A 24230-nucleotide genomic window follows, 5' to 3' on the forward strand; every position below is an offset into this window, starting at 1 on the left:
AATGCTCTATTGGTTGACTGCATTGTCGGACGGCGGGGACTTCTTCAACCTCTTTCGCTACATCACCTTCCGGGCGGGCGGCGCGTTTCTCACCGCGCTCGTCTTCGGCTTTCTCTTCGGGCGCCCGCTGATCGCGGTGCTGCGCAGGCGGCAGGGCAAGGGCCAGCCGATCCGCGACGACGGCCCGGAGGGCCATTTCGTCAAGGCCGGCACCCCGACCATGGGCGGTCTGCTGATCGTCGGGGCGCTGGTGACGGCGACGCTCTTGTGGGCGCGTCTGGACAACCCGTTCGTCTGGCTGGTGCTCTTTGTCACCCTCAGCTACGCGGTGATCGGGTTCGCCGACGATTACGCCAAGGTGTCCAAGCAGAACACCTCCGGCGTTCCGGGCAGGCTGCGGCTGGCGCTCGGCATCCTGATCGCCGCCATCGCGGCCTGGTGGGCGGCGCAATACCATCCGCAAGAGCTTCAGGGGCAGCTGGCCCTGCCGGTGTTCAAGGACACGCTGATCAACCTCGGCTATTTCTACATCCCGTTCTCGATCTGCGTCATCGTCGGGGCGGCCAATGCGGTGAACCTGACCGACGGGCTGGACGGGCTGGCGATCATGCCGGTGATGATCGCGGGTTCGACCCTCGGCGTCATCGCCTATGCGGTGGGCCGCGTCGACTTCACCGAATATCTCGACGTGCATTACGTGCCGGGCACCGGCGAGATCCTGATCTTCTCGGCGGCGCTGTTCGGCGGCGGCCTGGGATTCCTGTGGTATAACGCGCCTCCCGCGGCGGTGTTCATGGGCGATACCGGCAGCCTGGCGCTTGGCGGCGCGCTTGGCGCTATCGCCATCGTGACGAAACACGAACTGGTGCTGGCGATCGTCGGCGGGCTTTTCGTGGTCGAGGCGCTGAGTGTGATCATCCAGGTGCTCTATTTCAAGAAGACCGGCAAACGCGTCTTCCTGATGGCCCCGATCCATCACCATTACGAAAAGAAGGGCTGGGCCGAACCCACCATCGTGATCCGCTTCTGGATCATCTCGCTGATCCTGGCGATGATCGGACTGGCAACGCTCAAGGTCCGGTAACGCGCCGCTGCACTGCGTGAAATCGTGATATCCGGGGGGTGACACGCCTGCACCGGGCGCGTGCCGCCGCGGTGCAGCATGACTTTTTGCCTGATCGCCGCCATGCTATGATTGCGGCGATTGCAAGAGGACATGGCCTTGCGACGTTTCAATTGGTGGAGAGACCCGGATAACCGCGACGGGGCGACCGCGATTGTCGGCCTGTTGAAAGTCGTGGTTCCGGCGGCGCTTGTCGTCGTGGCGGCCATCGCAGGCTGGTTCGGCTTCGATCCCGGCGGTTCGAAACCGGACCCGGCGCCGGCGATCCGGACCGGGAACAACAGCCCGGTCCAGACCGGATCCGGCACCCAGATCAATCTGGGCGATAACGGCCAAGTCGTGATGGCCGACCCGGAGAAAGTCGCCGAAGCGGCGCCGCCCGAACCGGTGATCACCATGACGCTGGCGCAGTTCGAGGAACGGCAGCTTTACCTTAAACAACAGATCACCGCCGAACTGGACCAGGCCCATGCCGAGGACCGCGCGCGGCTGGAACAGGAACTTGCCGAAGTCACCCGCCGTCTCGCAGACCTACCCGCCGCCTATGAAGAGGCCACGGCCCGGATCGTCGAGCTGGAGGCCCGGCTGGCGGAGTTGCGGGGCGACGTTCCCGAGGCGAAATTGCAGGCCGCGCGGGCGGCGCTGGCCGCCGGCGACACCGGCAAGGCGGACGCGCTGTTTGCGGAGGTCGAGGAAAAGGAGGAACTGGCGATCCGCCGTGCGGCGGAGGCCGCCTATGCACGCGGGCAGATTGCCGAGGGAGAGGTTCGTTGGGCCGAGGCCGCCGACCACTATGCGCGGGCGGCCCGGCTCGAACCGAGCTATGACAATCTGCGCAAAGCCGGAACTTTTCTTTGGCGCGACGGCCGATACCGCGACGCAATTCGAAATGACGAAGACCTCGTTGCGTTCGCAATAAAGAATATGGGCGATGCCGACCCCAGAACCGCCACGGCCTTGAGCAACCTCGCCACAAGTCTGCGCGCGGGTGGAGAATACGAGCGCGCGGAAAAGCTCTTGAACGAAGCGCTCGATATTGACAAGTCGACGATCGGCGCCGGGCATCCCGATCATGCCACCCGCCTCAACAACCTCGCGATGGCGGTTGAGGCGCAGGGGCGGTATGAGGAGGCCGAGTTGCATTATCGCGAGGCGCTGAAGATCGACAAGACGACGATCGGGGAGGGGCATCCCGAGTATGCCATCCATCTCAATAATCTTGCGGGGGTGGTTCGGGCGCAGGGGCGGTATGAGGAGGCCGAGGGGCTTTATCGCGAGGCGCTGGAGATCGGCAAGGCGACGATCGGCGAGGCGCATCCTCACTATGCCGCCCAGCTAAACAACCTCGCAGTGGTTATTCGGGCGCAGGGGCGGTATGACGAGGCCGAGTTGCTTTATCGCGAGGCGCTGAAGATCGGCAAGGCGACGATCGGCGAGGCGCATCCCGACTATGCCACCCAACTCGTTAACCTTGCGGGGGTGGTTCGGGTGCAGGGGCGGTATGTGGAGGCGGAGGGGCTCTTCCGCGAGGCGCTGGAGATCGACAGTGCGACGATCGGGGAAAGCCATCCCGACTATGCTACCGGCCTCAACAACCTCGCGGGTGTAATTCGGGCGCAGGGGCGGCATGCCGAGGCCGAGGGGCTCTTCCGCGAGGCGGTCATGATTCTCGAAACATCCCTGGGAGCGGATCATCCGAAAACCATAACAGCGCGCGGAAATCTTGAATTCCTCCTGGATGAGAAAGCCGCCGGGCCGGCGCCCGGCGAGGCGGACTGACCCCGTGCCGATCCGTATTTCCAGGATCCGCCGCTGCCATGTCGCTTGAAACGCTGGTTCAGGGCTATGGGCTGCGGGGCATCGTTGCCGGCACCGTCCTTGAAGGCGACACGGTGGCGTTCCTGGGCGGCGTGCTGGCGCATCGCGGGTTGCTGTCCTTTGCCGCGGTGGTGGGGGCCGTGGTGCTGGGGGCGGTGCTGGTGGACAACGGGGTGTTCCTGATGGGGCGCTACGCGGGGCAGCGGGCGTTCGTGCAGAGGCAGTTGGCGCGCGGGCCGGTCAGATTGTTGCGGGCGCGGCTGGACCGGCATCCGGTGGCGGTGATCCTGGGGTTCCGCTTTGTCTGGGGCATGACGACGCTGGGCGCGCTGATGCTGGGCGCGTCGCCTCTGAACTGGCCGCGGTTCGCGGTGCTCGATCTTCTGGCCTGCACGCTCTGGGCGCTGGTCTTCTGTGCGCTGGGTTTTGGCGCGGGGCAGGCGATCCGTTCGGTCTTCGGGCATCTGGACCTGCACCTGCATCTCGGGCTGGCGGTCGCAATCTTCTTGACGGCGGCCGGATTGATCGCTCTGTGGCACCACAGGAAAAGGAAACACGGGGGGCGGCGGCAATGATCCCAGTTCAGGGAATGGCCGGGCAGCATGTGGCGGTTCTGGGGCTCGGGCGGTCGGGGCTGAGCGCGGCGCAGGCGTTGCAGGCGGGTGGCGCGGTGCCGGTCTGCTGGGACGACAACCCGGCGGCGCGGGAACGGGCCGGGGCCGAGGGGCTGGCCTGCCGGGATCTGTCGAAGGCGGGGGCCTTCGAGGATGTCGCCGCGCTGATCGTCAGCCCGGGCATTCCGCATCTCTACCCGGCGCCGAACCCGGTGGTCGCCGCCGCGCTGGCTGCGGGCGTGCCGGTGGACAACGACATCGGCCTGTTCTTCCGGTCTTTCGCGACGCCGGACTGGGACGGGTTCGACACCGCGCCCCGCGTGGTGGCGGTGACCGGGTCCAATGGCAAATCCACCACCTCGGCGCTGATCCATCACATCCTGACGGCGGCGGGGCGGCCGGCGCAGCTTGCCGGCAACATCGGACGCGGGGTTCTGGACATCGACCCGGCCGTGGACGGCGAGGTCGTGGTTCTGGAACTCAGCAGCTACCAGACCGAACTCGCCCGCGCGCTGACGCCCGATATCGCCGTCTTCACCAACCTGTCTCCGGATCACCTGGACCGGCATGGCGGCATCGGCGGCTATTTCGCAGCGAAACGGCGCCTGTTCGCCGAGGGCGGCCCGGATCGCGCCGTCATCGGCATCGACGAGCCGGAGGGCGGCTATCTCGCCGGGCAACTGTCCGAAGGTCCCGCCGACGACCGGGTGATCCGCGTCTCGGTGACGCGGAAACCGGGCGGGCCGGGGTGGCGGGTGTTCGCCCGCAAGGGGTTTCTCGCCGAATACCGCAGGGGCCGGCAGGTCGTCTCGATCGACCTGCGCGCCATTGCCGGCCTGCCGGGGGCGCATAATCACCAGAATGCCTGCGCCGCCTTCGCCGTGTGCCGCGCGCTCGGGCTGGCGCCGCGCGCCATCGAAACCGCCCTGCACAGTTATCCGGGCCTGCCGCACCGCAGCCAGATCGTGGCGCAGGCCGGCGGCGTGACCTATGTGAACGACAGCAAGGCGACCAATGTGGACAGCGCCGTCAAGGCGCTGAGCGCCTTTGCGCGGATTCGCTGGATCTGCGGCGGGTTGCAGAAGGAAGGCGGCCTGTCCGGGCTTGCAGGCGCCACGGATCGCGTGGTCCGGGCCTATGTGATCGGCCGCGAGGCGGCGGGCTTCGCCTTGCAGGTGGATGCGGACAGGGTGGTCTGCGGCACCATGGCCGAGGCGGTGGCGCAGGCGATGCGCGACGCGGAACCCGGCGATACGGTTCTGCTCGCGCCGGCGGCCGCGAGTTTCGACCAGTATGACAATTTCGAACAGCGCGGCGACGATTTCGCCGCCGAGGTGCGCAAGGGGCTGGCCGGGCAGGGGGCTCTGCCCCCGCCGCGCTGACGCGCGTCGCCCCCGGAGTATTGTCGCAAAGATGAAGAGCGGTCAGGGCGTGGCGGCGATGGCGGTGCCGGCGGCATGGCCGGAGGCCCAGGCCCATTGGAAATTGTAGCCGCCGAGCCAGCCGGTCACATCCACCGCTTCGCCGATGGCGTAGAGGCCGGGGACGGCGTGGGCCTGCAGGGTTCTTGAGGACAGCGCGGCGGTGTCGATGCCCCCCAGCGTGACTTCGGCGGTGCGGTAGCCTTCGCTGCCCGAGGGGGTGAGGCGCCAGTCGGTGAGTGCCGCGGCGAGTTGGGCCAGCCTGGCGTCGGACTGATCGGCGAGTCGTTCGGCGAGGGGGAGGGTCGTGCCGAGATGCTGCACCAGCCTTGCGGGCAGGTAGCGGGCGAGTATGGTGGCGATCCGGCGACGGCCCTCCCGCCGGCGCTGTTCGCGCAGGTGGGTCGGCAGGTCGAGATCGGGGAAGAGGTTGACCGCGATTTCTTCGCCTTCCCGCCAGTATGAGGAGAGTTGCAGGATCGCGGGGCCGGAGAGACCGCGATGGGTGAACAGCAGCGCCTCGTCGAAGCTGGCGCGGTCGTTGGACAGGCGCGCGGGGCAGGAGACTCCGGCGAGACCAGCGAAACGGCCTTCGGGGAAGGTGAGCGGGACGAGCGCGGGGCGGGTTTCGGTGACGCGCAGGCCGAATCGCGTGGCGATGTCGTAGGCAAGGCCCGTCGCGCCCATTTTCGGGATCGACTTGCCGCCGGTCGCGAGCACCAGGTTGCGGCAGTGGACCGCATGGCGGACGCCTTCCCTTTCGAGCGTCAGATCAAAGCCGCTCTCGCGCGCGGCCAGGTCGCGCAGGCTGGTCTGAAGCCAGAGCGTGCCGCCCGCGCGGTCGAGTTCGGCGACGAGCATGGCCACGATCTGTTTCGCCGAACCGTCGCAGAAAAGCTGCCCCAGCGTCTTTTCGTGCCAGGCGATCCCGTGGCGGTTCACCAGGTCGATGAAATCCCATTGTGTGTAGCGCGTCAGAGCCGACTTGGCGAAATGCGGGTTGGCCGACAGGAAATTGTCCGGTCCCGTGTGCAGGTTGGTGAAATTGCAGCGGCCGCCGCCCGAGATGCGGATCTTTTCGCCGGGCGCGCGGGCATGGTCCACCACCAGCACGCCGGGCCCGGCATGGGCGGCGCACATCAGTCCGGCGGCGCCGGCGCCGAGGATGACGGTTTCATAGTTCATGCGCGGGCTTTACGCCGGCTCGGCGGGCAATGCAAAGCGCCAGGAAGAGCCGGGCGGCGGGCCGGATGCGAAACCGGCGGGTCAGGGGCGCGGCGGGCACCCGGTCCGGCCGCCGCCGGGCGCGGGGCCAGCGGGCATTCCGGCGCCGCGCCGCAGGAAGACGCTGGTCTGGCGGGCGATTTTGCTGTAGCCTCCGGCCACAGACCCCGCAAAGGGGCGATCAGAGGCAAAAACGGCGGTTGACCATGACTGAAATGGTGTATGGCGCTGTCCCGGAACGGGGCGGTGAGCCTATTCTTCCCAAATGGTGGCGGACTTTGGACAAGTGGTCCATGTCCTGTGTGCTGATCCTGTTCGTCATCGGGCTGCTGCTGGGGCTCGCGGCGTCGCCGCCCCTGGCCGCGCGCAACGGGCTCGAACCGTTTCACTACGTGTCGCGGCAGGCGTTCTTCGGAGGCCTGGCGCTGGTCGCCATGCTGCTGACGTCGATGATGTCACCGACCCTGGTGCGGCGGCTGGCGGTGATCGGGTTCCTGGGGGCTTTCGTCGCGATGGCCTTCCTGCCGCTCTTCGGCACCGATTTCGGCAAGGGGGCGGTGCGCTGGTATTCGCTCGGTTTCGCCTCGGTCCAGCCGTCGGAGTTCCTGAAGCCGGGGTTCATCGTCGTGGCGGCCTGGCTGATGGCGGCAAGCCAGCAGATCAACGGGCCGCCGGGCACCCTGTGGTCCTTCGCGCTTTGCACGTCGATCGTGGCGATGCTTGTTTTGCAGCCGGATTTCGGGCAGGCCAGCCTGATCCTGTTCGGCTGGGGGGTGATGTATTTCGTCGCCGGCGCGCCGATGCTGCTGCTGGTGGCCATGGCGGGGCTGGTGGTTCTGGGCGGAACCCTGGCCTATTCGGGGTCCGAGCATTTCGCGCGCCGGATCGACGGGTTCCTGTCGCCGGATGTGGACCCGACGACGCAGCTTGGCTATGCCACCAACGCCATCCGCGAAGGCGGGCTGTTCGGCGTCGGTGTCGGCGAAGGCCAGGTCAAATGGTCGCTGCCGGATGCGCATACGGATTTCATCGTCGCGGTGGCGGCCGAGGAATACGGGCTGGTGCTGGTGCTGATCCTGATCTCGCTCTATGCGCTTATCGTGGTGCGGTCCCTGTTCCGGCTGATGCGCGAACGCGATCCGTTCATCCGGCTGGCGGGCACCGGGCTGGCCTGCATCTTCGGGGTGCAGGCGATGATCAACATGGGCGTCGCGGTGCGGCTGCTGCCGGCCAAGGGCATGACGCTGCCCTTCGTCAGCTACGGCGGGTCCTCGCTGATCGCGGGGGGCATCGCGGTGGGTATGCTGCTGGCGATGACGCGGAGCCGCCCGCAGGGAGAATTCGGCGACCTGCTGCGGGGACGCGGCCGATGAGCCAGCCGCTGCTGCTGATGGCCGCGGGCGGCACCGGGGGGCACATGTTCCCGGCCCAGGCCCTGGCCGAACGGATGTTGCGGGCGGGGTGGCGCGTGCGCCTGTCCACCGATGCGCGCGGCGCGCGTTACACCAAGGGGTTTCCCCATTCGACCGAGATCGCCGAGGTCTCAAGCGCCACCTTTGCCCGCGGCGGGCTGGTGGCGAAGGCGATGGTCGCGCCACGGATCGCGGCCGGGGTGCTCAGCATGGCGCGGCAGATGCGGCGCGACCGTCCCGATGTGGTCGTGGGCTTCGGCGGCTACCCGTCGATCCCGGCGCTGGGCGCGGCGGTGCTGCTGAAACTGCCGCGGATGATCCACGAGCAGAACGGCGTGCTGGGCCGGGTCAACCAGATCTTCGCCACCCGCGTCGTCTGCGTTGCCTGCGGCGTCTGGCCGACCGACCTGCCGGAAGGCGCGAACGGCATTCATGTGGGCAACCCGGTGCGCGGCGCGGTGCTGGACCGGGCGGGCGCGTCCTATATCCCGCCGGGGGACTACCCGATGTCGCTGCTGGTGATGGGCGGCAGCCAGGGGGCGCGCATCCTGTCGGACGTGGTGCCGGATGCGATCGCCGCCTTGCCGGACCCGATCCGCCGGCATCTCAGGGTCAGCCACCAGGCACGCCCCGAGGATATCGAGCGCGTCACCGCCGCCTATGCGGCGCAGGGCATCGGCGCGGAGGTGCAACCGTTCTTTCAGGACGTTCCGCGCCGCATGTCCGAAGCCCAGCTCGTGATCAGCCGCGCCGGGGCCTCGTCCATCGCCGATCTCACCGTCATCGGGCGGCCGTCGATCCTCATTCCCTTTGCCGCTGCCGCCGGCGATCACCAGACCGCCAATGCGCGCGGACTGGTCGAGGCGGGCGCCGCGATCATGATACCGGAAAAAGCCCTTGACGTCACCGCGCTCGCGGCGCAGATGGCCGCCGTCCTGAGCAATCCGGAAGCGGCCCTGCACATGAGCCAGGCCGCGCTTTCCGCGGGGATGCCGGACGCCACCGCGCGTCTGGTCGCTCTGGTCACTGAACTCGCCGAAAGGACGGACTGAGCCATGAAGGATGGAAGCCCTGCAATGAACGCCGCAACCAAACTGCCCCTCGACGTGGGGCCGATCCATTTCGTCGGCATCGGGGGGATCGGCATGTCCGGCATCGCCGAGGTGCTGATGAACCATGGCTACACGATCCAGGGGTCCGATCTCAAGGCGTCCAGGATCACCGACCGGCTCGCGAATATGGGCGCGCGGATCTTCGTCGGACAGGAGGCCGGAAACCTGGGCGAGGCCGAGGTGGTGGTGATTTCCTCGGCGATCAAGCGTGGCAACCCGGAACTGGACGAGGCACGCCGGCGGGGGCTGCCGGTCGTGCGCCGGGCGGAAATGCTGGCCGAACTGATGCGGCTGAAATCCAACATCGCCGTGGCGGGCACCCATGGAAAGACCACTACAACCACGATGATGGCGGAATTGATGGTGGCCGGGCATTTCGACCCGACCGTGGTCAATGGCGGTATCATCCATGCCTATGGATCGAACGCCCGGATGGGTCAGGGCGAATGGATGGTGGTCGAAGCCGATGAATCCGACGGCACTTTCAACCGTCTGCCCGCGACCATTGCCATCGTCACCAATATCGACCCGGAGCACATGGAGCACTGGGGCGATTTCGACCGGCTGCGCGACGGGTTCTACGATTTCGTCAGCAATATCCCGTTCTACGGGCTGGCGGTCTGCTGCACCGATCATCCCGAGGTTCAGGCGCTGGTCGGACGGATCAGCGACCGGCGCGTCGTCACCTACGGTTTCAACGCCCAGGCCGATGTGCGGGCCGTGAACCTGACCTACAAGGCGGGGATCGCCCATTTCGATATCCTGCTCCAGGCCGAGGACAAGGTGATTTCGGGCTGCACCCTGCCGATGCCCGGCGATCACAACGTGTCGAACGCCCTGGCCGCCGTTGCGGTGGCGCGCCACCTGGGCATGAAGATCGAAGAGATCCGCGCGGCACTGGCCAACTTCGGCGGCGTCAACCGGCGCTTCACCAAGGTCGGCGAGGTGGATGGCGTCACCATCATCGACGATTACGGCCACCACCCGGTCGAAATCGCCGCGGTGCTCAAGGCGGCGCGGCAGGCCACGGACGGCCGGGTGATCGCGGTGCACCAGCCGCACCGCTATACCCGTCTGCACAGCCTGTTCGACGATTTCTGCGCCTGTTTCAACGATGCCGACGTGGTCGCCATCGCCGAAGTCTTCGCCGCCGGCGAGGACCCGATCGAAGGCGCGACCCGCGACGATCTGGTCGCGGGGCTGATCCGGCACGGCCACCGCCACGCCCGCGCCATCGTGTCCGAGGACGATCTGGAACGGCTCGTGCGGGAACAGGCCAAGCCCGGCGACATGGTGGTCTGTCTCGGGGCCGGCACAATCAGCGCCTGGGCCAACGCCCTGCCGGAGCGGCTGAAAGGCTGAAGCGACATGGCGGACCAGCTCAAGCGTCGCATCGGTCCGGGTCTGCTGACCGCCTACGGGGTCGGCGTCATGGTCGGGGCCGGAATTTACGTTCTGGTCGGGGCCGTGGTCGGCGACGCGGGCATTCACGCGCCGCTGTCCTTCCTGCTGGCAGGGCTGATCGCCGCGCCGACCGCGCTCAGCTACGCGGAATTCTCGACCCGCCTGCCGGAGGCGGCGGGCGAGGCGGCCTTTGTCGGGCAGGGCCTGAACAGCCAGGCGCTGGCGCTTCTCGTCGGTCTCGCCATCGTCGCCGCCGGCACCCTGTCGGCAGGGGCGGTGCTGCGCGGCGGGGTCGGTTATCTGACCCATGCGATCGATATCGATGCGACGCTTGCGATCCTGCTGCTCGGCGCGGCGCTGACCGCGGTGGCGGTTGTCGGCGTTCTGGAAAGCCTGGCGCTGGTCGCGGTCTTCACCCTGATCGAACTGTCCGGCCTCTTTCTGGTGATCTGGGCCGGTCTCGGGGCCGCGCCCTCGGCGGACTGGACGCTGCCCGCGGATATCGCCTGGGGCGGCGTCGGACTTGGCGCGGTCCTGGCCTTTTTCGCCTTCATCGGGTTCGAGGACATCGTGAACATGGCCGAGGAAGTGGATCGCCCGTCGCGGACCCTGCCGCTCGCCATCCTGGTCTCGCTGCTTCTGACCACTGTCGTCTATGCATTGGTGGCGCTGGCGGCGGTGCGGGCCGTGCCGCTGTCCGCCCTGTCGGTCAGCGAAAGCCCGCTGGCCCTGGTCTGGAGCACGGCGCGGGGCGGCGACGGGGCCTTCCTGTCGGCCATCGCGGTCTTCGCCGCGCTGAACGGGGTGCTGGCGCAGATCGTCATGGCCAGCCGGGTGCTGTTCGGTCTGGGAAAACGCAACGGCGCGCTGGCGGTGTTTCACCACGCGCATCCGAGGTTCGGGACACCGGCCCTGGCGACGCTTCTTCTGGGCGCGGCGGTCGTGCTCGGGGCGCTCTACGTGCCTTTCGCCACCCTGGCGGAAACGACCTCCTCGATCCTGCTGGGGGTCTTCGTGCTGGTGAACCTGGCCCTGATCCTGCAAAAGCGCCGCGTGAAATCCGCGCCCTTCCGGGTTCCGATGGCGGTGCCGCTTGCCGGATTCGTGATGTCGCTGGGCGCGCTGATCGTCGCGCTGACGGGGTTGGCCTGATGCGGCCGGTCCTTTCCGCCGCTTCTTCAACGGAGACGCCATGACCCTGTCCCTCGTTCTCGCCGCGCTCTGGGCGCTGGTGGCCAACCTCTTGGCGCTGCTGCCAAGCCGTGACAATCACTGGCGGACCGCTTATGCCCTGATCGCGGTCGGCATTCCCCTGCTGGGGTATGTCACCTATGAAAACGGTCCGTGGATCGGCCTGGCGGTGCTGCTGGCGGGCATGTCGGTTCTGCGCTGGCCCGTGATCTTCCTGGGCCGCTGGCTGAAACGGCGGTTCCGGGACAAGACATTGACGCGGCACTGATCCGCGAACCGGAAGGATGACGACATGGATGTGGCAGGAACAATCGCCTATTTGCCTCTGACCGCGATGGTGCTGGGGGCGATCGCGGGGCTGGTCGCCGGACGCTTTCTGACCGGGCGCTGGCTCTGGGCGCTGCCGGTCGGCCTGTTCGCGGTGGCGCTGGTGCTGATCGTGCGCCTGGCGATGATTCCCGCCGGACAGGAGGAAACCGCCTTCGGCCCCTTTGTCTGGCTGACGGGCGGAATCCTCCCGGCGCTGTTCACCGTCGTGATGGGCACGCTGGGCGGTCGCGCCCTGCGCGGCCGGGCAGAGCGGAAATGACAGCGAACCCGGCGGAGACCGGCGCGCGGGGGCGCATCAGCCAAGGGCGGCCGCTTGCGGACCTGACCTGGCTCCGGGTCGGCGGACCCGCCGACTGGCTGTTCCAGCCTGCGGATATCGACGATCTGGCGCGGGTGCTGGCGCGGCTGTCGCCCGAGATCGCGGTCTTTCCGATGGGGGTCGGGTCCAACCTGATCGTGCGGGACGGCGGCGTGCGCGCGATGGTCGTCCGGCTGGGACGCGGGTTCAACGCGATCACGGTCGACGGCGCGACAGTGACAGCGGGCGCCGCGGCGCTGGATGCCCATGTGGCGCGCAAGGCGGCGGATGCGGGCATCGACCTGACCTTTCTGCGCACCATTCCCGGCAGCATCGGCGGCGCGGTCCGGATGAATGCCGGCTGCTACGGCAGCTACGTCGCCGATCACCTGGTCTCGGCCCGCGCCGTGACGCGGCGCGGCGAGATCGTCACCCTCACCCCCGAGGACCTGAACCTGCGCTATCGCCAGTCCGACCTGCCGGACGGCGCGGTGCTGGTGGAGGCGACCCTGACCGGCCCCGTGAGCGACCCCGACACCCTGCACGACCGGATGGACCGGCAGCTTCGCCAGCGCGACGAGACCCAGCCGACGAAAGACCGCAGCGCCGGATCGACCTTTCGCAACCCGGCCGGGTTTTCCAGCACCGGGCGGGCCGATGACGTGCATGACCTGAAGGCGTGGAAGGTGATCGACGCCGCCGGGATGCGCGGCGCGCGGCGGGGCGGCGCGCAGATGAGTCCGAAACACTCCAACTTCCTCATCAACACCGGCGATGCCACCGCCGCCGACCTCGAAGGTTTGGGCGAAGAGGTGCGAAAAAAGGTTTACGATTCCAGCGGGATCACGCTAGAGTGGGAAATCATGCGGGTCGGCGAACCCGCGGATGATCGTTAACCTCTGACCGCGAATCCGAACAGGCAAATAAACGGACGTGGTGCGCACAGGGGACTGAGAATAACACGGACCGGTTCAAGGGTCCGGGACATCGAGGCATGTGTCGTGGGTCAGTCGAGCAGGACACCCCGGACTGTGGCGGTATTGATGGGCGGACCCTCGGCGGAACGCGAGGTTTCCCTGTCCAGCGGGCGCGAATGCGCCTCCGCGCTGCGGGACGAAGGATTTGAGGTGACGGAACTGGACGCCGGTCCGGATCTGTCCGAACGGCTGCGCGCGCTGGCTCCGGACGTGGTGTTCAACGCCCTTCATGGCCGCTGGGGCGAGGATGGCTGCGTTCAGGGCCTGCTGGAATGGCTGCGCATCCCCTATACCCATTCCGGTGTTCTGGCCTCGGCTCTGGCGATGGACAAGCAGCGCAGCAAGGCCGCCTTCCGCGCGGGGGGCCTGCCGGTGGTCGACAGCCTGATCTGCCGCAAGGCCGATGTGATGGCCGCCCATGCGATGCCGCCGCCCTATGTGGTCAAGCCGAACAACGAAGGGTCGAGCGTCGGCGTCTATCTCGTCAACGAAGCGGCGAACGGCCCGCCGGTCCTGTCCGCCGACATGCCCGATCACGTCATGGTCGAAACCTTCGCGCCGGGGCGGGAACTGACCACCACGGTGATGGGCGACCGGGCGCTGACCGTGACCGACATCCTGACCGACGGCTGGTATGACTACGACGCGAAATACAAGCCCGGCGGGTCGCGCCACGTGGTGCCCGCCGACATCCCCACCGACATCTTCGACCTGTGCCTCGACTACGCCCTGCGCGCCCACGAGGCGCTGGGCTGCCGCGGTGTCAGCCGCACCGATTTCCGCTGGGACGAAGCGCGCGGCGTGGATGGGCTGATCCTGCTTGAAACCAACACGCAGCCGGGGATGACCCCGACTTCGCTCACGCCGGAACAGGCGGGCGCGGCGGGCATGGGCTTTGGCGCGCTGTGCCGCTGGATGGTGGAGGACGCCTCGTGCAACCGCTGACGCCGTTCGCGCGCGACCCCGCGCCCTCGCGCCTGCGCTACCGGATGCAGCGCTGGATGCTGACGCCGGGCATCCGCCGCGGGCTGAAGGTCGGATTGCCGCTCGCCATGGTCCTGGGCGCGGCCGTGGCCTATCTCGCCGACGCGGGACGCCGGGACGCCCTGCTTCAGGCGGCGGTCCAGATCCGGGAAGACATTCAGCAGCGCCCGGAGTTCATGGTCGGGCTGATGGCGATCGACGGGGCCGGGGCGAGCCTGTCCGCCGATATTCGCGGGAAGGTGCCGCTGAAATTTCCGGTCAGTTCCTTCGATCTCGACCTCGAAGAAATCCGCGGCCTGATCGCGGAGCTGGCCCCGGTCAAATCGGTCAGTGTGCGCATCCGGCCCGGCGGCGTGTTGCAGGTCGACGTGGCCGAACGCGTGCCGGTGCTGGTCTGGCGCACCCGCGAGGGCGTGCTGCTTCTCGACGAGACCGGCGCCCATATCCAGTCGATTCCCGGCCGCGCCGACCGGATGGACCTGCCGCTGATCGCCGGAGACGGGGCCGACAGGGCGGTGCAGCAGGCGCTGGCCCTGCACGAGGCGGCCAGGCCCTTTGGCGACCGCCTGCGCGGGTTCGTGCGGGTCGGCGAACGCCGGTGGGACGTGGTGCTAGACCGGGAGCAGCGCATCCTCCTGCCGGCGGAAGGCCCGGTGCGGGCGCTGGAACGGGTGATCGCCCTGAGCGAGGCGCAGGACATGCTGGACCGCGACGTGGCGGTGATCGACATGCGGTTGGCGGACCGTCCGACTCTCAGAATGACGGCCGAGGCCACGGAGAACTGGTGGCGAATCCGCGATATCAATCAGAACGGGCAGTAAGAGAATGGCAGATTTCTACCATACACAGCGAGCCATGCGGCAGATGCGGCGGCAGGCGTTGCAGCGCGGGGTGATCGCGATCCTGGACGTCGGGAGTTCCAAGACCGCCTGCCTGGTTCTGCGCTTTGACGGCGCCGAACGTCTGAGCGAAGACAATTCCATCGGCTCGCTGGCCGGGCAGTCGGGGTTCCGTGTCATCGGCGCCGCCACGACGCGGTCGCGCGGCGTGCAGTTCGGCGAAGTGTCGGCCATGCAGGAAACCGAACGCGCCATCCGCACGGCGGTGCAGGCGGCGCAGAAGATGGCCGATATCCGCGTCGATCACGTCATTGCCTGCTTTTCCGGGGCCAATCCGCGCAGCTACGGGCTTGACGCGCGCATGGAGCTCGAAGGGCAGGTGGTCACCGAACACGAAGTCGCCCGCGTGCTCGCCGCCTGCGACGTGCCGGAATATGGCGCCGGGCGCGAGGTCCTGCACGCCCAGCCGGTGAATTTCGCGCTCGACCACCGGTCCGGCCTGTCGGACCCGCGCGGGCAGCTCGGACAGACCCTGTCCGTGGACATGCACATGCTGACGGTGGATGCGGACGCGGTGCAGAACCTGGTGCATTGCGTCAAGCGCTGCGACCTGGAACTGGCCGGGATCGCCAGTTCGGCCTATGCCAGCGGCATCTCGGCGCTGGTGGAGGACGAACAGGAACTGGGCGCGGCCTGCATCGACCTGGGCGGCGGCTCCACTGGCGTGTCGATCTTCATGAAGAAGCACATGATCTTTGCCGATTGCGTGCGCATGGGCGGCGATCACGTCACCAGCGACATTTCCATGGGGCTGGGCATCCCGGCGGCCAACGCGGAACGGATCAAGACCTTCTACGGCGGTGTGCACGCCACCGGCATGGACGACCGCGAGATGATCGAGATCGGCGGCGACACCGGCGATTACGAACATGACCGCCGGCGCGTCAGCCGCGCGGAACTGATCGGGATCATGCGCCCGCGCGTCGAAGAGATCCTGGAAGAGGTGCGCGCCCGGCTGGACGCGGCGGGGTTCGAGCATCTGCCCAGCCAGCAGATCGTGCTGACCGGCGGCGGCAGCCAGATCCCCGGCCTCGACGGGCTGGCCAGCCGCATCCTGGGCCAGCAGGTGCGGCTCGGCCGTCCGCTGCGTGTGCACGGCCTGCCGCAGGCCGCCACCGGTCCCGGCTTTGCCAGTGCGGTCGGCCTGTCGCTGTTCGCGGCGCATCCCCAGGACGAATGGTGGGACTTCGACATCCCGGTCGACCGCTACCCGGCCCGGTCCTTCCGGCGCGCGGTCAAGTGGTTCCGCGACAACTGGTGATCCGCCGAAGTCGCCGGATGCCGTGGATTTCCACGATCGGCGCGTGACAGCCACGCCGGGCCATGGTATTGAAAATACGACGCCATCCGGGAATGAGGTGGCGCATGGGGATCGAGCAGGACCCCCCGATAGAAACGACAGGGCCGGATCTGGCCGGACAGGGCGCGCGCGCTTGCGCGGGGTCGCCTCGGACCTGTGTCTGGTGGTCATCGTCTCGAATCCCGCTATATAAGGGGAGGAAAGGCGAAATGCTGCCGGTTTCCGCATTCTTTCTGCCATATTTTGTGGGTTTTTGCCGTTTTTTTGGTGACGACCGGACTTGACGGCGATACAATCGCTGTAATTGAACGAAAAAACGCCCGGAAACGCGGGCAGGCAGCACAGGCGGACATTCTTGATGACACTGAACCTTACGATTCCCGGACAGGATGACTTGAAACCTCGGATCACCGTGTTCGGTGTCGGGGGCGCGGGCGGGAACGCCGTCAACAACATGATCGAGAAGCAGCTTGACGGGGTCGAATTCGTCGTCGCCAACACCGATGCGCAGGCCCTGCAGCAAAACGCTTCGGCGAACCGGGTGCAGCTTGGCGTGAAAGTCACCGAAGGACTGGGCGCCGGGGCGCGGGCCAGCGTCGGCGCGGCCGCGGCCGAGGAAAGCATCGAGGAAATCGTCGACCATCTGGCCGGGGCGCATATGTGCTTCATCACCGCCGGGATGGGCGGTGGCACCGGCACCGGCGCCGCGCCGATCATCGCGCAGGCCGCCCGCGAACTGGGTGTGCTGACCGTCGGCGTCGTGACCAAGCCCTTCCAGTTCGAAGGCGCGAAGCGGATGCGCCAGGCCGAAGACGGCGTCGAGGCGCTGCAAAAGGTCGTCGATACGCTGATCATCATTCCGAACCAGAACCTGTTCCGGCTCGCGAACGAGAAGACCACCTTCACCGAAGCGTTCAGCATGGCCGATGACGTGCTTTACCAGGGCGTCAAGGGCGTGACCGACCTGATGGTGCGGCCCGGCCTGATCAACCTCGATTTCGCCGACGTGCGCGCGGTGATGGACGAAATGGGCAAGGCGATGATGGGCACCGGCGAGGCCGAGGGCGAAGACCGCGCCATCCAGGCCGCCGAAAAGGCCATCGCCAACCCGCTGCTGGACGAAATCAGCCTGCGCGGCGCCAAGGGCGTGCTGATCAACATCACCGGCGGGCACGATCTGACGCTGTTCGAACTGGACGAGGCCGCCAATTGCATCCGCGAACAGGTGGACCCGGACGCCAACATCATCGTCGGCAGCACGCTCGACACCGAGATGGCCGGCGTGATGCGGGTCAGCGTCGTCGCCACCGGAATCGACGCGGTTGATGTGCAGACCGATATGCCGGTGCCACGCCGCCCGATGTCCGCGCCGCTGCGCCAGACGGTTTCCGCCGAGGCCGCGCGCGACACGGACGAAGTCCGGCCCGAGCCGGTGGCCGCCGCCGTGGCCGAAGCCGCCGAGGAGCCTTCGCTGTTCGAACGGATCGACGATCGCGAGATGGCGGAAATGGACGGGTCGGAGGATCTGTTCGGATCCGGCCGGGACGAACGCGGTCAGGACGACGGCCTGCCGCCGCCGGCCTATCGCCCGGAAATGCCGGCCTTCGAACCGCAGCCGGAGGCGTTTGACACCGATCCCGAAACCTTCGTTGCGCCGAGCAGGCCCGCGCCCGGCACACCGTCGCCCGAGACGCTGGCGCGGCTTCAGGCCGCGGTGAACAACGTCAAGGCCGTTCCGTCGAGCGCCGCGCCGGCGCAAGCCTCGGTACCGGCCGCCGCAGCCTCCCAGAAGCCCCGGTTTACCGTGAACTCCCTGATCAACCGGATGACGGGCCATGCCGCGGATACGCCCGGCGAACGGGTCGCGCAGACCATTCGCCAGCAGCCCCCGATGCGTCAGGCTGACGTAGCGGAACAGCGCCACCCTGAAACGGACCCGGAACACGACCGGATCGAAATTCCGGCTTTCCTGCGCCGCCAGGCCAATTGAGCCGGTCACATTCGTGACGTAAAAGGCCGCCTTCGGGCGGCCTTTTAATTATTAAGAACAACATGTTGCCCGGTGCGCGGCGGGGTTCTGCCGAATTGTTACAGACATGTTTCATTCGGTTGCAAAGATTGAGTTGAGAGATTGACCCGACCCGCTTAACTCATTTCACGCCAGCCCGGTCGAGGCTGGAGCAAGGGTTAGAGGCCAGTCGTGCAAAATACGCTGAAAGCTCCGGTGACGTTCGAAGGCGTCGGTCTGCACAGTGGTGCGCCGGCGAAAATGGTGCTGCGTCCGGCGCGGGCCGGTCACGGGATCCGCTTCCGCCGCAGCGACATCGAACTGGGCAATGCCGTGATCCCCGCGTTGTGGAACCGGGTCGATCGCAGCCCGCTGTGCACGCGGCTGGTGAATGACGCGGGCGTCTCCGTGTCCACCGTCGAACATGTGATGGCGGCGCTGGCCGGTTGCGGCGTGAACAACGCACTGATCGAAATCGACGGCCCCGAAGTGCCGATCATGGACGGGTCTTCCGCGCCTTTCGTGCGCGGCATCATGGCCGGCGGCGTGGTGGCGCAGGCGGCCCCGGTCGTCGCTCTGGAGATCCTGAAGACCGTGACCGTCGAAAAGGACGGCGCCCGCGCGACGCTGCATCCGTCCGACAGTTTCGAGATCGAATTCCATATCGACTTCGTGGACGCGGCCATCGGCCGTCAGTCGCGGGTGCTCGACATGCGCAACGGCGCCTTCGCCCGCGAACTCTGCGACAGCCGCACGTTCTGCCGTCAGGCGGACGTGGATGCGATGCATGAACACGGGCTGGCCCTGGGCGGAACCCTGGACAACGCGGTTGTGGTCGATGGCGACAGGGTGCTGAGCCCAGGCGGCTTCCGCCACGCGGACGAGGCGGTGCGGCACAAGATGCTGGACGCGCTCGGCGATCTGGCGCTGGCGGGCGGGCCGATTCTGGGCCGCTATGTCGGTGAACGCGCCGGTCATTCGCTGACCAACACCCTGCTGCGCGAACTCTTCGCGACGCCCGGCGCCGTGCGGATGGTGGTCTGCGACGGGGAAAAGGCGGCGCGTCTGCCGGGGCAGGGCCTGGTCTGGTCGGAAATTCCGCAGGTGGCGTGAACCGGCGGCCAGCCGCCGGTCACGATCGGCGGACCCGGAAGCTTTAAGGCGTTTTGTACCCGAAATTAATGTGCTAGACCCGACCGCAAGCGGGATAATCCCCAGTAAGGCGATGAGGTTAGTCAAGCATGATCGGCTGCAAGGTCAGGGCCAGAATCACCGGCACCGTTCTTCTTCTGTCTGTTATGGCGGCATGTTCTGGCAATTTCGGCGCCGACCGCACCGAGTCCCTGGAAGGATATTCGCCGGACCAGATCTTCGAACGCGGCGAATACGAACTGGCGCGGTCGCGTGAAGACGATGCGGCCTATTACTTTTCCGAGATCGAACGGCTCTACCCCTATTCGTCCTGGGCGAAACGGGCGCTGATCATGCAGGCCTATGCCTATCACGAAGGCCAGGACTATCCCAACAGCCGGGCCGCGGCGCAGCGGTTCATAGATTTCTATCCGGCGGACGAGGATGCCGCCTATGCGCAATACCTGCTGGCCCTGTCCTACTATGATCAGATCGACGAGGTCGGGCGCGACCAGGGCCTGACCTTCCAGGCGTTGCAGGCGCTGCGCACCGTGATCGAGGTCTATCCCGACAGCGAATACGCGACCTCGGCGATCCTGAAATTCGACCTTGCCTTCGATCACCTGGCCGGCAAGGAAATGGAAATCGGGCGGTACTACCTGCGCGGCCAGCATTACACCGCCGCGATCAACCGGTTCCGCGTCGTGGTCGAGGATTTCCAGACCACCTCCCATACCGCCGAAGCCCTGTTCCGTCTGATCGAGGCCTACCTGTCGCTCGGCCTTGCGGACGAGGCGCAGACCGCGGGGGCGATTCTCGGGTACAACTACCGGGCTTCGGAATGGTATCAGGACGCCTATGACCTGCTCGCCGGGCAGGGGCTCGGGATGAACGACCGCGGGGACAACTGGCTCAGCAAGATCTACCGGCAGTCGGTCAGGGGCGAATGGCTCTAGCTCTGGGCGGGGGAACACCCGGCCGCACGGATGGTCCGGATGCTGCGCGCCCTTGATATCCGCGACATGCTGATCATTGACCGGCTGGACCTTTCGTTTCAGCCCGGTCTCAACGTGCTGACCGGGGAAACCGGGGCGGGCAAGTCCATCCTTCTGGATTCGCTGGGCTTCGTGCTGGGCTGGCGCGGGCGCGCGGATCTCGTGCGGCAGGGGGCGGACCAGGGCGAGGTGGTCGCCCTGTTCGATCTGGACAAGGGGCATCCGGCCCATGCGGTGCTGGCCGAGGCGGGCCTGCCCGGCGGCGCGGAACTGATCCTGAGGCGCGTCAACACGGCCGACGGGCGCAAGACCGCCTGGGTCAACGACCGCCGCTGTTCCGGAGAAGTGCTGCGCGCCCTGTCCGAAACCCTGGTCGAATTGCATGGCCAGCACGACGACCGGGGCCTGCTGGACCCGCGCGGACACCGCGCGCTGCTGGATGCCTTCGGCGGGCTCGACGCGCCGCGCGCCGCGACCCGGACCGCCTGGTCGGGACTCGCCACCGCTCGCAAGGCGGTGGCCGCGACGCAGGCGGCGCTCGACGCGATCCGCGACGAAGAGGAATTTCTGCGCCACGCGGTCGCCGAACTGGACGCGCTGGACCCGCAACCGGGCGAGGACGCGGCGCTGGACCTGAAGCGGCGCACGATGCAGGGCGCGGCCCGCATCCGCGACGACATCCTGCGCGCGGCGCAGCTTCTGGGCAACGAGGGGGCGGAAGGCGCGATGGGGCAGGCGGTGCGCTGGCTCGACGGCGCGGCGGATCGCGCCGGCGGCACGCTGGACGCGCCGCTCGCCGCGCTGCACCGGGCGCTGATCGAACTCGCAGAGGCGCAATCCGGGGTCGACCACAGCCTCGAAACCCTGGATTTCGATCCGCTGGAACTCGAAGCGGTCGAAGAACGCCTGTTCGCCATCCGCGCGCTCGCCCGCAAGCACGGCGCGGCGCCGGACGATCTCGGGGATTTCGCCGGCGGCCTGCGCGACCGGCTGGCGGCGCTGGACGCGGGCGATGCGGACCTGGCGCGGCAGCAGGCCGACCTGCGGGCGGCGCAGGCGGGCTACGATGCCGCCGCCGGGCGGCTGTCCGCGGCGCGCGCCACCGCCGCGGCGGCGCTGGATACGGCGGTCATGGCCGAACTGTCGCCGCTGAAGATGGAACGCGCGGAGTTCCGGACCATCCTGACCGCCGCCGATCCCGGCCCGGACGGGCGCGACACGGCCACCTTCACCGTTGCCACCAATCCGGGCGCCCCGGCGGGCGCGCTGAACAAGATCGCATCCGGCGGCGAACTCAGCCGGTTCCTGCTGGCGCTCAAGGTCTGCCTGACCGGGCAGGACAGCGGCGTGACGATGATCTTCGACGAAATCGACCGCGGCGTCGGTGGGGCCACCGCCGACGCGGTGGGCCGGCGGCTGGCGGATCTGGCGCAGAACGGACAGGTCCTGGTGGTCACGCATTCGCCCCAGGTCGCGGCGCGTGGGGCGCATCACTGGCGGGTGCACAAACAGGTGACGGACGGTCTGACCGTCTCCAGCGTCGCGGCCCTGTCGGAGCCCGACCGGATCGACGAGATCGCCCGCATGCTGGCGGGCGACACGATCACCGACGAAGCCCGCGCCGCCGCCCGCAAGCTGCTGGCCGGATAGGCCGGGCGCAATCCCGGAAAAACCCGGAACCGGCGCGCCGCGCCTCCGTCCCGTTGCAACACCGGCCGGCTTTCCGACGCGCGACCGCGAAAAGGGTTTCACGCCCGGAACCGCTGTCCTAGACAGGTGGGAAACCAGTCACGAAATCGCCGATGGCAAAGCCCGAACGCTCCTACCTGTCGCAACAGCTCTCCCTGGGAGCAGCCGTCTTTCGCGACGGGCTGCGGGTCGTGCGCCGCCGCGGACCCAGCCAGATCCAGTTCTGGTTCATTGCGCTCGCCATCGGAATCGGGGCCGGGTTCGCGGCCCTCGGGTTCCGGCTCGGCATTTCCGCGCTGCAATCGACGCTCTACGGAACCGACGACGTGCAGAACCTGCACAGCTTCGCCGAATCTTTGCCCTGGTACTGGATCCTGACCATCCCGATCCTGGGCGGGCTGGCGGTCGGCCTGATCCTGCACCGTTTCACCGACGACGGGCGGGTGCGCGCGGTGGCCGACGTGATCGAAGGCGCGGCGATGCGCGACGGGCGGGTCGAGACCCGCGAAGGCCTGGCCTCGATGGCGGCGTCGCTGATCACGCTTGGCTCCGGCGGTTCCTCCGGCCGCGAAGGCCCGGTGGTGCACATGGCGGGGGTCATCGCCACATGGGTCAGCAACCGGATTCACGCGGATGGCATCACCGGGCGCGACCTTCTCGGCTGTGCCGTGGCGGCCGCGGTCTCCGCCAGTTTCAACGCGCCGATCGCCGGGGCGCTCTTCGCGCTCGAAGTGGTGCTGCGCCATTTCGCCGTCCATGCCTTCGCGCCGATCGTCATCGCCAGCGTTGCGGGAACGGTCATCAACCGCCTGAATTTCGGCGATGTGGCGGAATTCAACCTGATCACGCCGGGGCCGCTGCAATTCTATGCCGAACTGCCCGCCTTCCTGATCCTCGGATTGCTCTGCGGCGGCATCGCCGCCGTGTTCATGCGGTCGATCTTTTTCGCCGAAGACGTCGGAAACGGCGTTCAGTCCCGCATCGGCCTGCCGCGCTGGCTGCGCCCGGCGCTCGCCGGCGCCCTGCTCGGCGGGATGGCGATCTTCTATCCGCACATCATCGGGGTCGGCTATGAAACCACCCTGCTCGCGCTGAAGGGGCAGATTCCGCTCAACGACGCCATCGTGTTCGCGATCCTGAAAGTCGCCGCCGTCGCCGTCACCTTCGGCGGACGCATGGGCGGCGGGGTCTTTTCCCCCTCGCTGATGGTCGGCGCGCTGACCGGACTGGCCTTCGGCTATATCGCGACCGGCTTCCTGCCGGACATGTCCGGCGCCCGCACGCTCTATGCCTTCGCCGGGATGGGGGCGGTCGCCGCCGCGGTTCTCGGGGCGCCGATCTCCACCACGCTCATCGTCTTCGAACTGACCGGCGACTGGCAGATCGGACTGGCGGTGATGGTCTCCGTCAGCATGTCCACCGCGCTGGCGTCGCGACTCGTGGACCGGTCGTTCTTCCTGACGCAACTGAAACGGCGCGACATCCACCTGGCCGCCGGACCCCAGGCCTACCTGCTGTCGATGCTGCGCGCCGGCGTCGTTATGCGCACGACCGAAGACGACCGCGCCGCCGACCCGGAGCGTTGCGCGGAACTGATCGCGCAGGGCACCTGCATCACCCCGTCGACGACCCTCGAAACCGCGATGCCGCTGCTGGATCGCGGCGATGACGGATTCGTGCCGGTGGTGATCCTCGACAAGGACGACGGAACGCCGCGCCTCGTCGGGGCCCTGTTCCATATCGACGCGCTGAAATCCTACAACCGCGCACTGGCCGCGACAGCGGCCGAAGAACACTCCTGAATACCGCCGCCCCGACTTCGCGACGGGAAAGACCGCCCGGCGCCTTCCTCTTGCCGGAAATACTCCGGGGTCCGGGGCGGAGCCCCGGTCCGCAGGCTCAGATCTGCTCGACGGTGACACGCTCCCCGGTGCGAAACGCCAGGTGATCCTTGATGGCCGCGACCGCGTCCAGCGGGGTTTCATAGCTCCAGACCGCATCCTCCACCGTGTCCGACCGGTTCACGATGTGAAAATGCCTGGCGTCTCCCTTGTGCGGGCAATGGGTGGTCTTTTCGGAACGATCCAGCATCGCCATGGCGATGTCGGAGCGCGGGAAATACACCACGGGCGGATAATCCCCCTCGCTCAGTTCCAGAGCCTGCGTGCTTTCCCCCAGAACCGCCCCGCCCGAACGCACCGTCCAGGTTCCGGCGAGCTTGCGAATCCGAATGTGATCGGACATCCCGAATCCTCCCAAAATGAACTGCGGCCCGGTTCCGGGCCGCGATACCAAGGCGA

The 24230-nt window shown here is 67.6% G+C and carries 22 protein-coding genes; 20 read left to right on the forward strand and 2 right to left on the reverse strand.

What is annotated here, in order from left to right; translation table 11 throughout:
- Position 1: 1 nt before the first annotated feature.
- The 4 genes from mraY to murD all read left to right on the forward strand — a co-directional run bounded on the left by mraY (position 2) and on the right by murD (position 4937).
- Positions 2-1084, forward strand: coding sequence for a phospho-N-acetylmuramoyl-pentapeptide-transferase (mraY, locus tag QO034_RS10690; RefSeq protein WP_284485521.1), 1083 nt, complete (start codon positions 2-4; stop codon positions 1082-1084).
- A gap of 138 nt (positions 1085-1222) precedes the next feature.
- Entirely contained in the window at positions 1223-2902 is a 1680-nt protein-coding gene (locus tag QO034_RS10695) for a tetratricopeptide repeat protein (protein WP_284485522.1), read from the forward strand.
- Positions 2903-2940: 38 nt separating this feature from the next.
- Positions 2941-3516 carry a DedA family protein gene (locus tag QO034_RS10700; protein WP_284485523.1) on the forward strand — a complete coding sequence of 192 codons (576 nt, stop codon included), beginning with the start codon at positions 2941-2943 and terminating at the stop codon, positions 3514-3516.
- Positions 3513-4937: a UDP-N-acetylmuramoyl-L-alanine--D-glutamate ligase gene (murD, locus tag QO034_RS10705; RefSeq protein WP_284485524.1), complete on the forward strand. Its 1425-nt coding sequence runs from the start codon at positions 3513-3515 to the stop codon at positions 4935-4937. Before QO034_RS10700 ends, murD begins: the two co-directional genes overlap by 4 nt.
- A gap of 42 nt (positions 4938-4979) precedes the next feature.
- Here the strand turns inward: murD and QO034_RS10710 are convergent, their stop codons facing one another.
- A complete protein-coding gene (locus QO034_RS10710; RefSeq protein ID WP_284485525.1) occupies positions 4980-6161 on the reverse strand; it encodes a BaiN/RdsA family NAD(P)/FAD-dependent oxidoreductase in 1182 nt (393 codons plus the stop codon).
- On the opposite strand from QO034_RS10710, the gene QO034_RS10715 reads away from it, so the two are divergent.
- From QO034_RS10715 to QO034_RS10790, 16 genes are all read left to right on the forward strand, one after another.
- Complete coding sequence (locus QO034_RS10715) at positions 6160-6351, forward strand: hypothetical protein (RefSeq protein ID WP_284485526.1); 192 nt, start codon at positions 6160-6162, stop codon at positions 6349-6351. The genes QO034_RS10710 and QO034_RS10715 overlap by 2 nt on opposite strands.
- Positions 6352-6406: 55 nt before the next feature.
- Complete coding sequence (gene ftsW, locus QO034_RS10720; RefSeq protein ID WP_284485527.1) at positions 6407-7573, forward strand: putative lipid II flippase FtsW; 1167 nt, start codon at positions 6407-6409, stop codon at positions 7571-7573.
- Positions 7570-8664 carry a UDP-N-acetylglucosamine--N-acetylmuramyl-(pentapeptide) pyrophosphoryl-undecaprenol N-acetylglucosamine transferase gene (locus tag QO034_RS10725; RefSeq protein WP_284485528.1) on the forward strand — a complete coding sequence of 365 codons (1095 nt, stop codon included), beginning with the start codon at positions 7570-7572 and terminating at the stop codon, positions 8662-8664. Before ftsW ends, QO034_RS10725 begins: the two co-directional genes overlap by 4 nt.
- Before the next feature lie 24 nt (positions 8665-8688).
- On the forward strand, positions 8689-10086 hold the full coding sequence (gene murC, locus QO034_RS10730) for a UDP-N-acetylmuramate--L-alanine ligase (RefSeq protein ID WP_284485529.1): 1398 nt from the start codon (positions 8689-8691) through the stop codon (positions 10084-10086).
- Between the two features lie 6 nt (positions 10087-10092).
- A complete protein-coding gene (locus QO034_RS10735) occupies positions 10093-11280 on the forward strand; it encodes an APC family permease (protein WP_284485530.1) in 1188 nt (395 codons plus the stop codon).
- Positions 11281-11320: 40 nt separating this feature from the next.
- Positions 11321-11587 (forward strand): DUF2484 family protein, encoded by a 267-nt coding sequence (locus QO034_RS10740; protein WP_284485531.1) that lies wholly within the window; start codon positions 11321-11323, stop codon positions 11585-11587.
- Between the two features lie 24 nt (positions 11588-11611).
- Complete coding sequence (locus tag QO034_RS10745; RefSeq protein WP_284485532.1) at positions 11612-11908, forward strand: hypothetical protein; 297 nt, start codon at positions 11612-11614, stop codon at positions 11906-11908.
- Positions 11905-12843, forward strand: a complete 939-nt coding sequence (gene murB / locus QO034_RS10750) for a UDP-N-acetylmuramate dehydrogenase (protein WP_284485533.1) — start codon at positions 11905-11907, stop codon at positions 12841-12843. The genes QO034_RS10745 and murB overlap by 4 nt, the downstream gene beginning before the upstream one ends.
- Before the next feature lie 105 nt (positions 12844-12948).
- Entirely contained in the window at positions 12949-13869 is a 921-nt protein-coding gene (locus QO034_RS10755) for a D-alanine--D-alanine ligase (RefSeq protein ID WP_284485534.1), read from the forward strand.
- A 44-nt stretch (positions 13870-13913) separates the two neighbouring features.
- Positions 13914-14729: a cell division protein FtsQ/DivIB gene (locus QO034_RS10760; protein ID WP_321169994.1), complete on the forward strand. Its 816-nt coding sequence runs from the start codon at positions 13914-13916 to the stop codon at positions 14727-14729.
- A gap of 4 nt (positions 14730-14733) precedes the next feature.
- Positions 14734-16068, forward strand: a complete 1335-nt coding sequence (ftsA, locus tag QO034_RS10765) for a cell division protein FtsA (RefSeq protein ID WP_284485535.1) — start codon at positions 14734-14736, stop codon at positions 16066-16068.
- Between the two features lie 397 nt (positions 16069-16465).
- Positions 16466-18097 carry a cell division protein FtsZ gene (gene ftsZ, locus QO034_RS10770; protein WP_284485536.1) on the forward strand — a complete coding sequence of 544 codons (1632 nt, stop codon included), beginning with the start codon at positions 16466-16468 and terminating at the stop codon, positions 18095-18097.
- 210 nt (positions 18098-18307) lie between these two features.
- Complete coding sequence (gene lpxC, locus QO034_RS10775; RefSeq protein WP_284485537.1) at positions 18308-19228, forward strand: UDP-3-O-acyl-N-acetylglucosamine deacetylase; 921 nt, start codon at positions 18308-18310, stop codon at positions 19226-19228.
- Positions 19229-19356: 128 nt separating this feature from the next.
- Entirely contained in the window at positions 19357-20202 is an 846-nt protein-coding gene (locus QO034_RS10780; RefSeq protein ID WP_284485538.1) for an outer membrane protein assembly factor BamD, read from the forward strand.
- Positions 20203-20241: 39 nt separating this feature from the next.
- Positions 20242-21891, forward strand: a complete 1650-nt coding sequence (gene recN, locus QO034_RS10785; protein WP_284485539.1) for a DNA repair protein RecN — start codon at positions 20242-20244, stop codon at positions 21889-21891.
- Positions 21892-22043: 152 nt separating this feature from the next.
- Positions 22044-23732 (forward strand): chloride channel protein, encoded by a 1689-nt coding sequence (locus QO034_RS10790; RefSeq protein ID WP_284485540.1) that lies wholly within the window; start codon positions 22044-22046, stop codon positions 23730-23732.
- Between the two features lie 97 nt (positions 23733-23829).
- Here the strand turns inward: QO034_RS10790 and QO034_RS10795 are convergent, their stop codons facing one another.
- Positions 23830-24174 carry a DUF427 domain-containing protein gene (locus QO034_RS10795; RefSeq protein ID WP_284485541.1) on the reverse strand — a complete coding sequence of 115 codons (345 nt, stop codon included), beginning with the start codon at positions 24172-24174 and terminating at the stop codon, positions 23830-23832.
- Positions 24175-24230 lie beyond the last annotated feature (56 nt).

It is taken from the genome of Sedimentitalea xiamensis (genome assembly GCF_030164465.1).
Taxonomy (GTDB): Bacteria; Pseudomonadota; Alphaproteobacteria; order Rhodobacterales; family Rhodobacteraceae; genus Sedimentitalea; species Sedimentitalea xiamensis.

Excerpts from the sequence above, each read along its gene's own strand:
- mraY (WP_284485521.1), top strand. The coding sequence starts at position 2 with ATGCTCTATTGGTTGACTGCATTGTCGGACGGCGGGGACTTCTTCAAC.
- QO034_RS10700 (WP_284485523.1), top strand. The coding sequence starts at position 2,941 with ATGTCGCTTGAAACGCTGGTTCAGGGCTATGGGCTGCGGGGCATCGTT.
- murD (WP_284485524.1), top strand. The coding sequence starts at position 3,513 with ATGATCCCAGTTCAGGGAATGGCCGGGCAGCATGTGGCGGTTCTGGGG.
- QO034_RS10715 (WP_284485526.1), top strand. The coding sequence starts at position 6,160 with ATGCGCGGGCTTTACGCCGGCTCGGCGGGCAATGCAAAGCGCCAGGAA.
- QO034_RS10710 (WP_284485525.1), bottom strand. The coding sequence starts at position 6,161 with ATGAACTATGAAACCGTCATCCTCGGCGCCGGCGCCGCCGGACTGATG.
- ftsW (WP_284485527.1), top strand. The coding sequence starts at position 6,407 with ATGACTGAAATGGTGTATGGCGCTGTCCCGGAACGGGGCGGTGAGCCT.
- QO034_RS10725 (WP_284485528.1), top strand. The coding sequence starts at position 7,570 with ATGAGCCAGCCGCTGCTGCTGATGGCCGCGGGCGGCACCGGGGGGCAC.
- murC (WP_284485529.1), top strand. The coding sequence starts at position 8,689 with ATGAACGCCGCAACCAAACTGCCCCTCGACGTGGGGCCGATCCATTTC.
- QO034_RS10735 (WP_284485530.1), top strand. The coding sequence starts at position 10,093 with ATGGCGGACCAGCTCAAGCGTCGCATCGGTCCGGGTCTGCTGACCGCC.
- QO034_RS10740 (WP_284485531.1), top strand. The coding sequence starts at position 11,321 with ATGACCCTGTCCCTCGTTCTCGCCGCGCTCTGGGCGCTGGTGGCCAAC.
- QO034_RS10745 (WP_284485532.1), top strand. The coding sequence starts at position 11,612 with ATGGATGTGGCAGGAACAATCGCCTATTTGCCTCTGACCGCGATGGTG.
- murB (WP_284485533.1), top strand. The coding sequence starts at position 11,905 with ATGACAGCGAACCCGGCGGAGACCGGCGCGCGGGGGCGCATCAGCCAA.
- QO034_RS10760 (WP_321169994.1), top strand. The coding sequence starts at position 13,914 with ATGCAGCGCTGGATGCTGACGCCGGGCATCCGCCGCGGGCTGAAGGTC.
- ftsA (WP_284485535.1), top strand. The coding sequence starts at position 14,734 with ATGGCAGATTTCTACCATACACAGCGAGCCATGCGGCAGATGCGGCGG.
- ftsZ (WP_284485536.1), top strand. The coding sequence starts at position 16,466 with ATGACACTGAACCTTACGATTCCCGGACAGGATGACTTGAAACCTCGG.
- QO034_RS10780 (WP_284485538.1), top strand. The coding sequence starts at position 19,357 with ATGATCGGCTGCAAGGTCAGGGCCAGAATCACCGGCACCGTTCTTCTT.
- recN (WP_284485539.1), top strand. The coding sequence starts at position 20,242 with ATGCTGCGCGCCCTTGATATCCGCGACATGCTGATCATTGACCGGCTG.
- QO034_RS10790 (WP_284485540.1), top strand. The coding sequence starts at position 22,044 with ATGGCAAAGCCCGAACGCTCCTACCTGTCGCAACAGCTCTCCCTGGGA.
- QO034_RS10795 (WP_284485541.1), bottom strand. The coding sequence starts at position 24,174 with ATGTCCGATCACATTCGGATTCGCAAGCTCGCCGGAACCTGGACGGTG.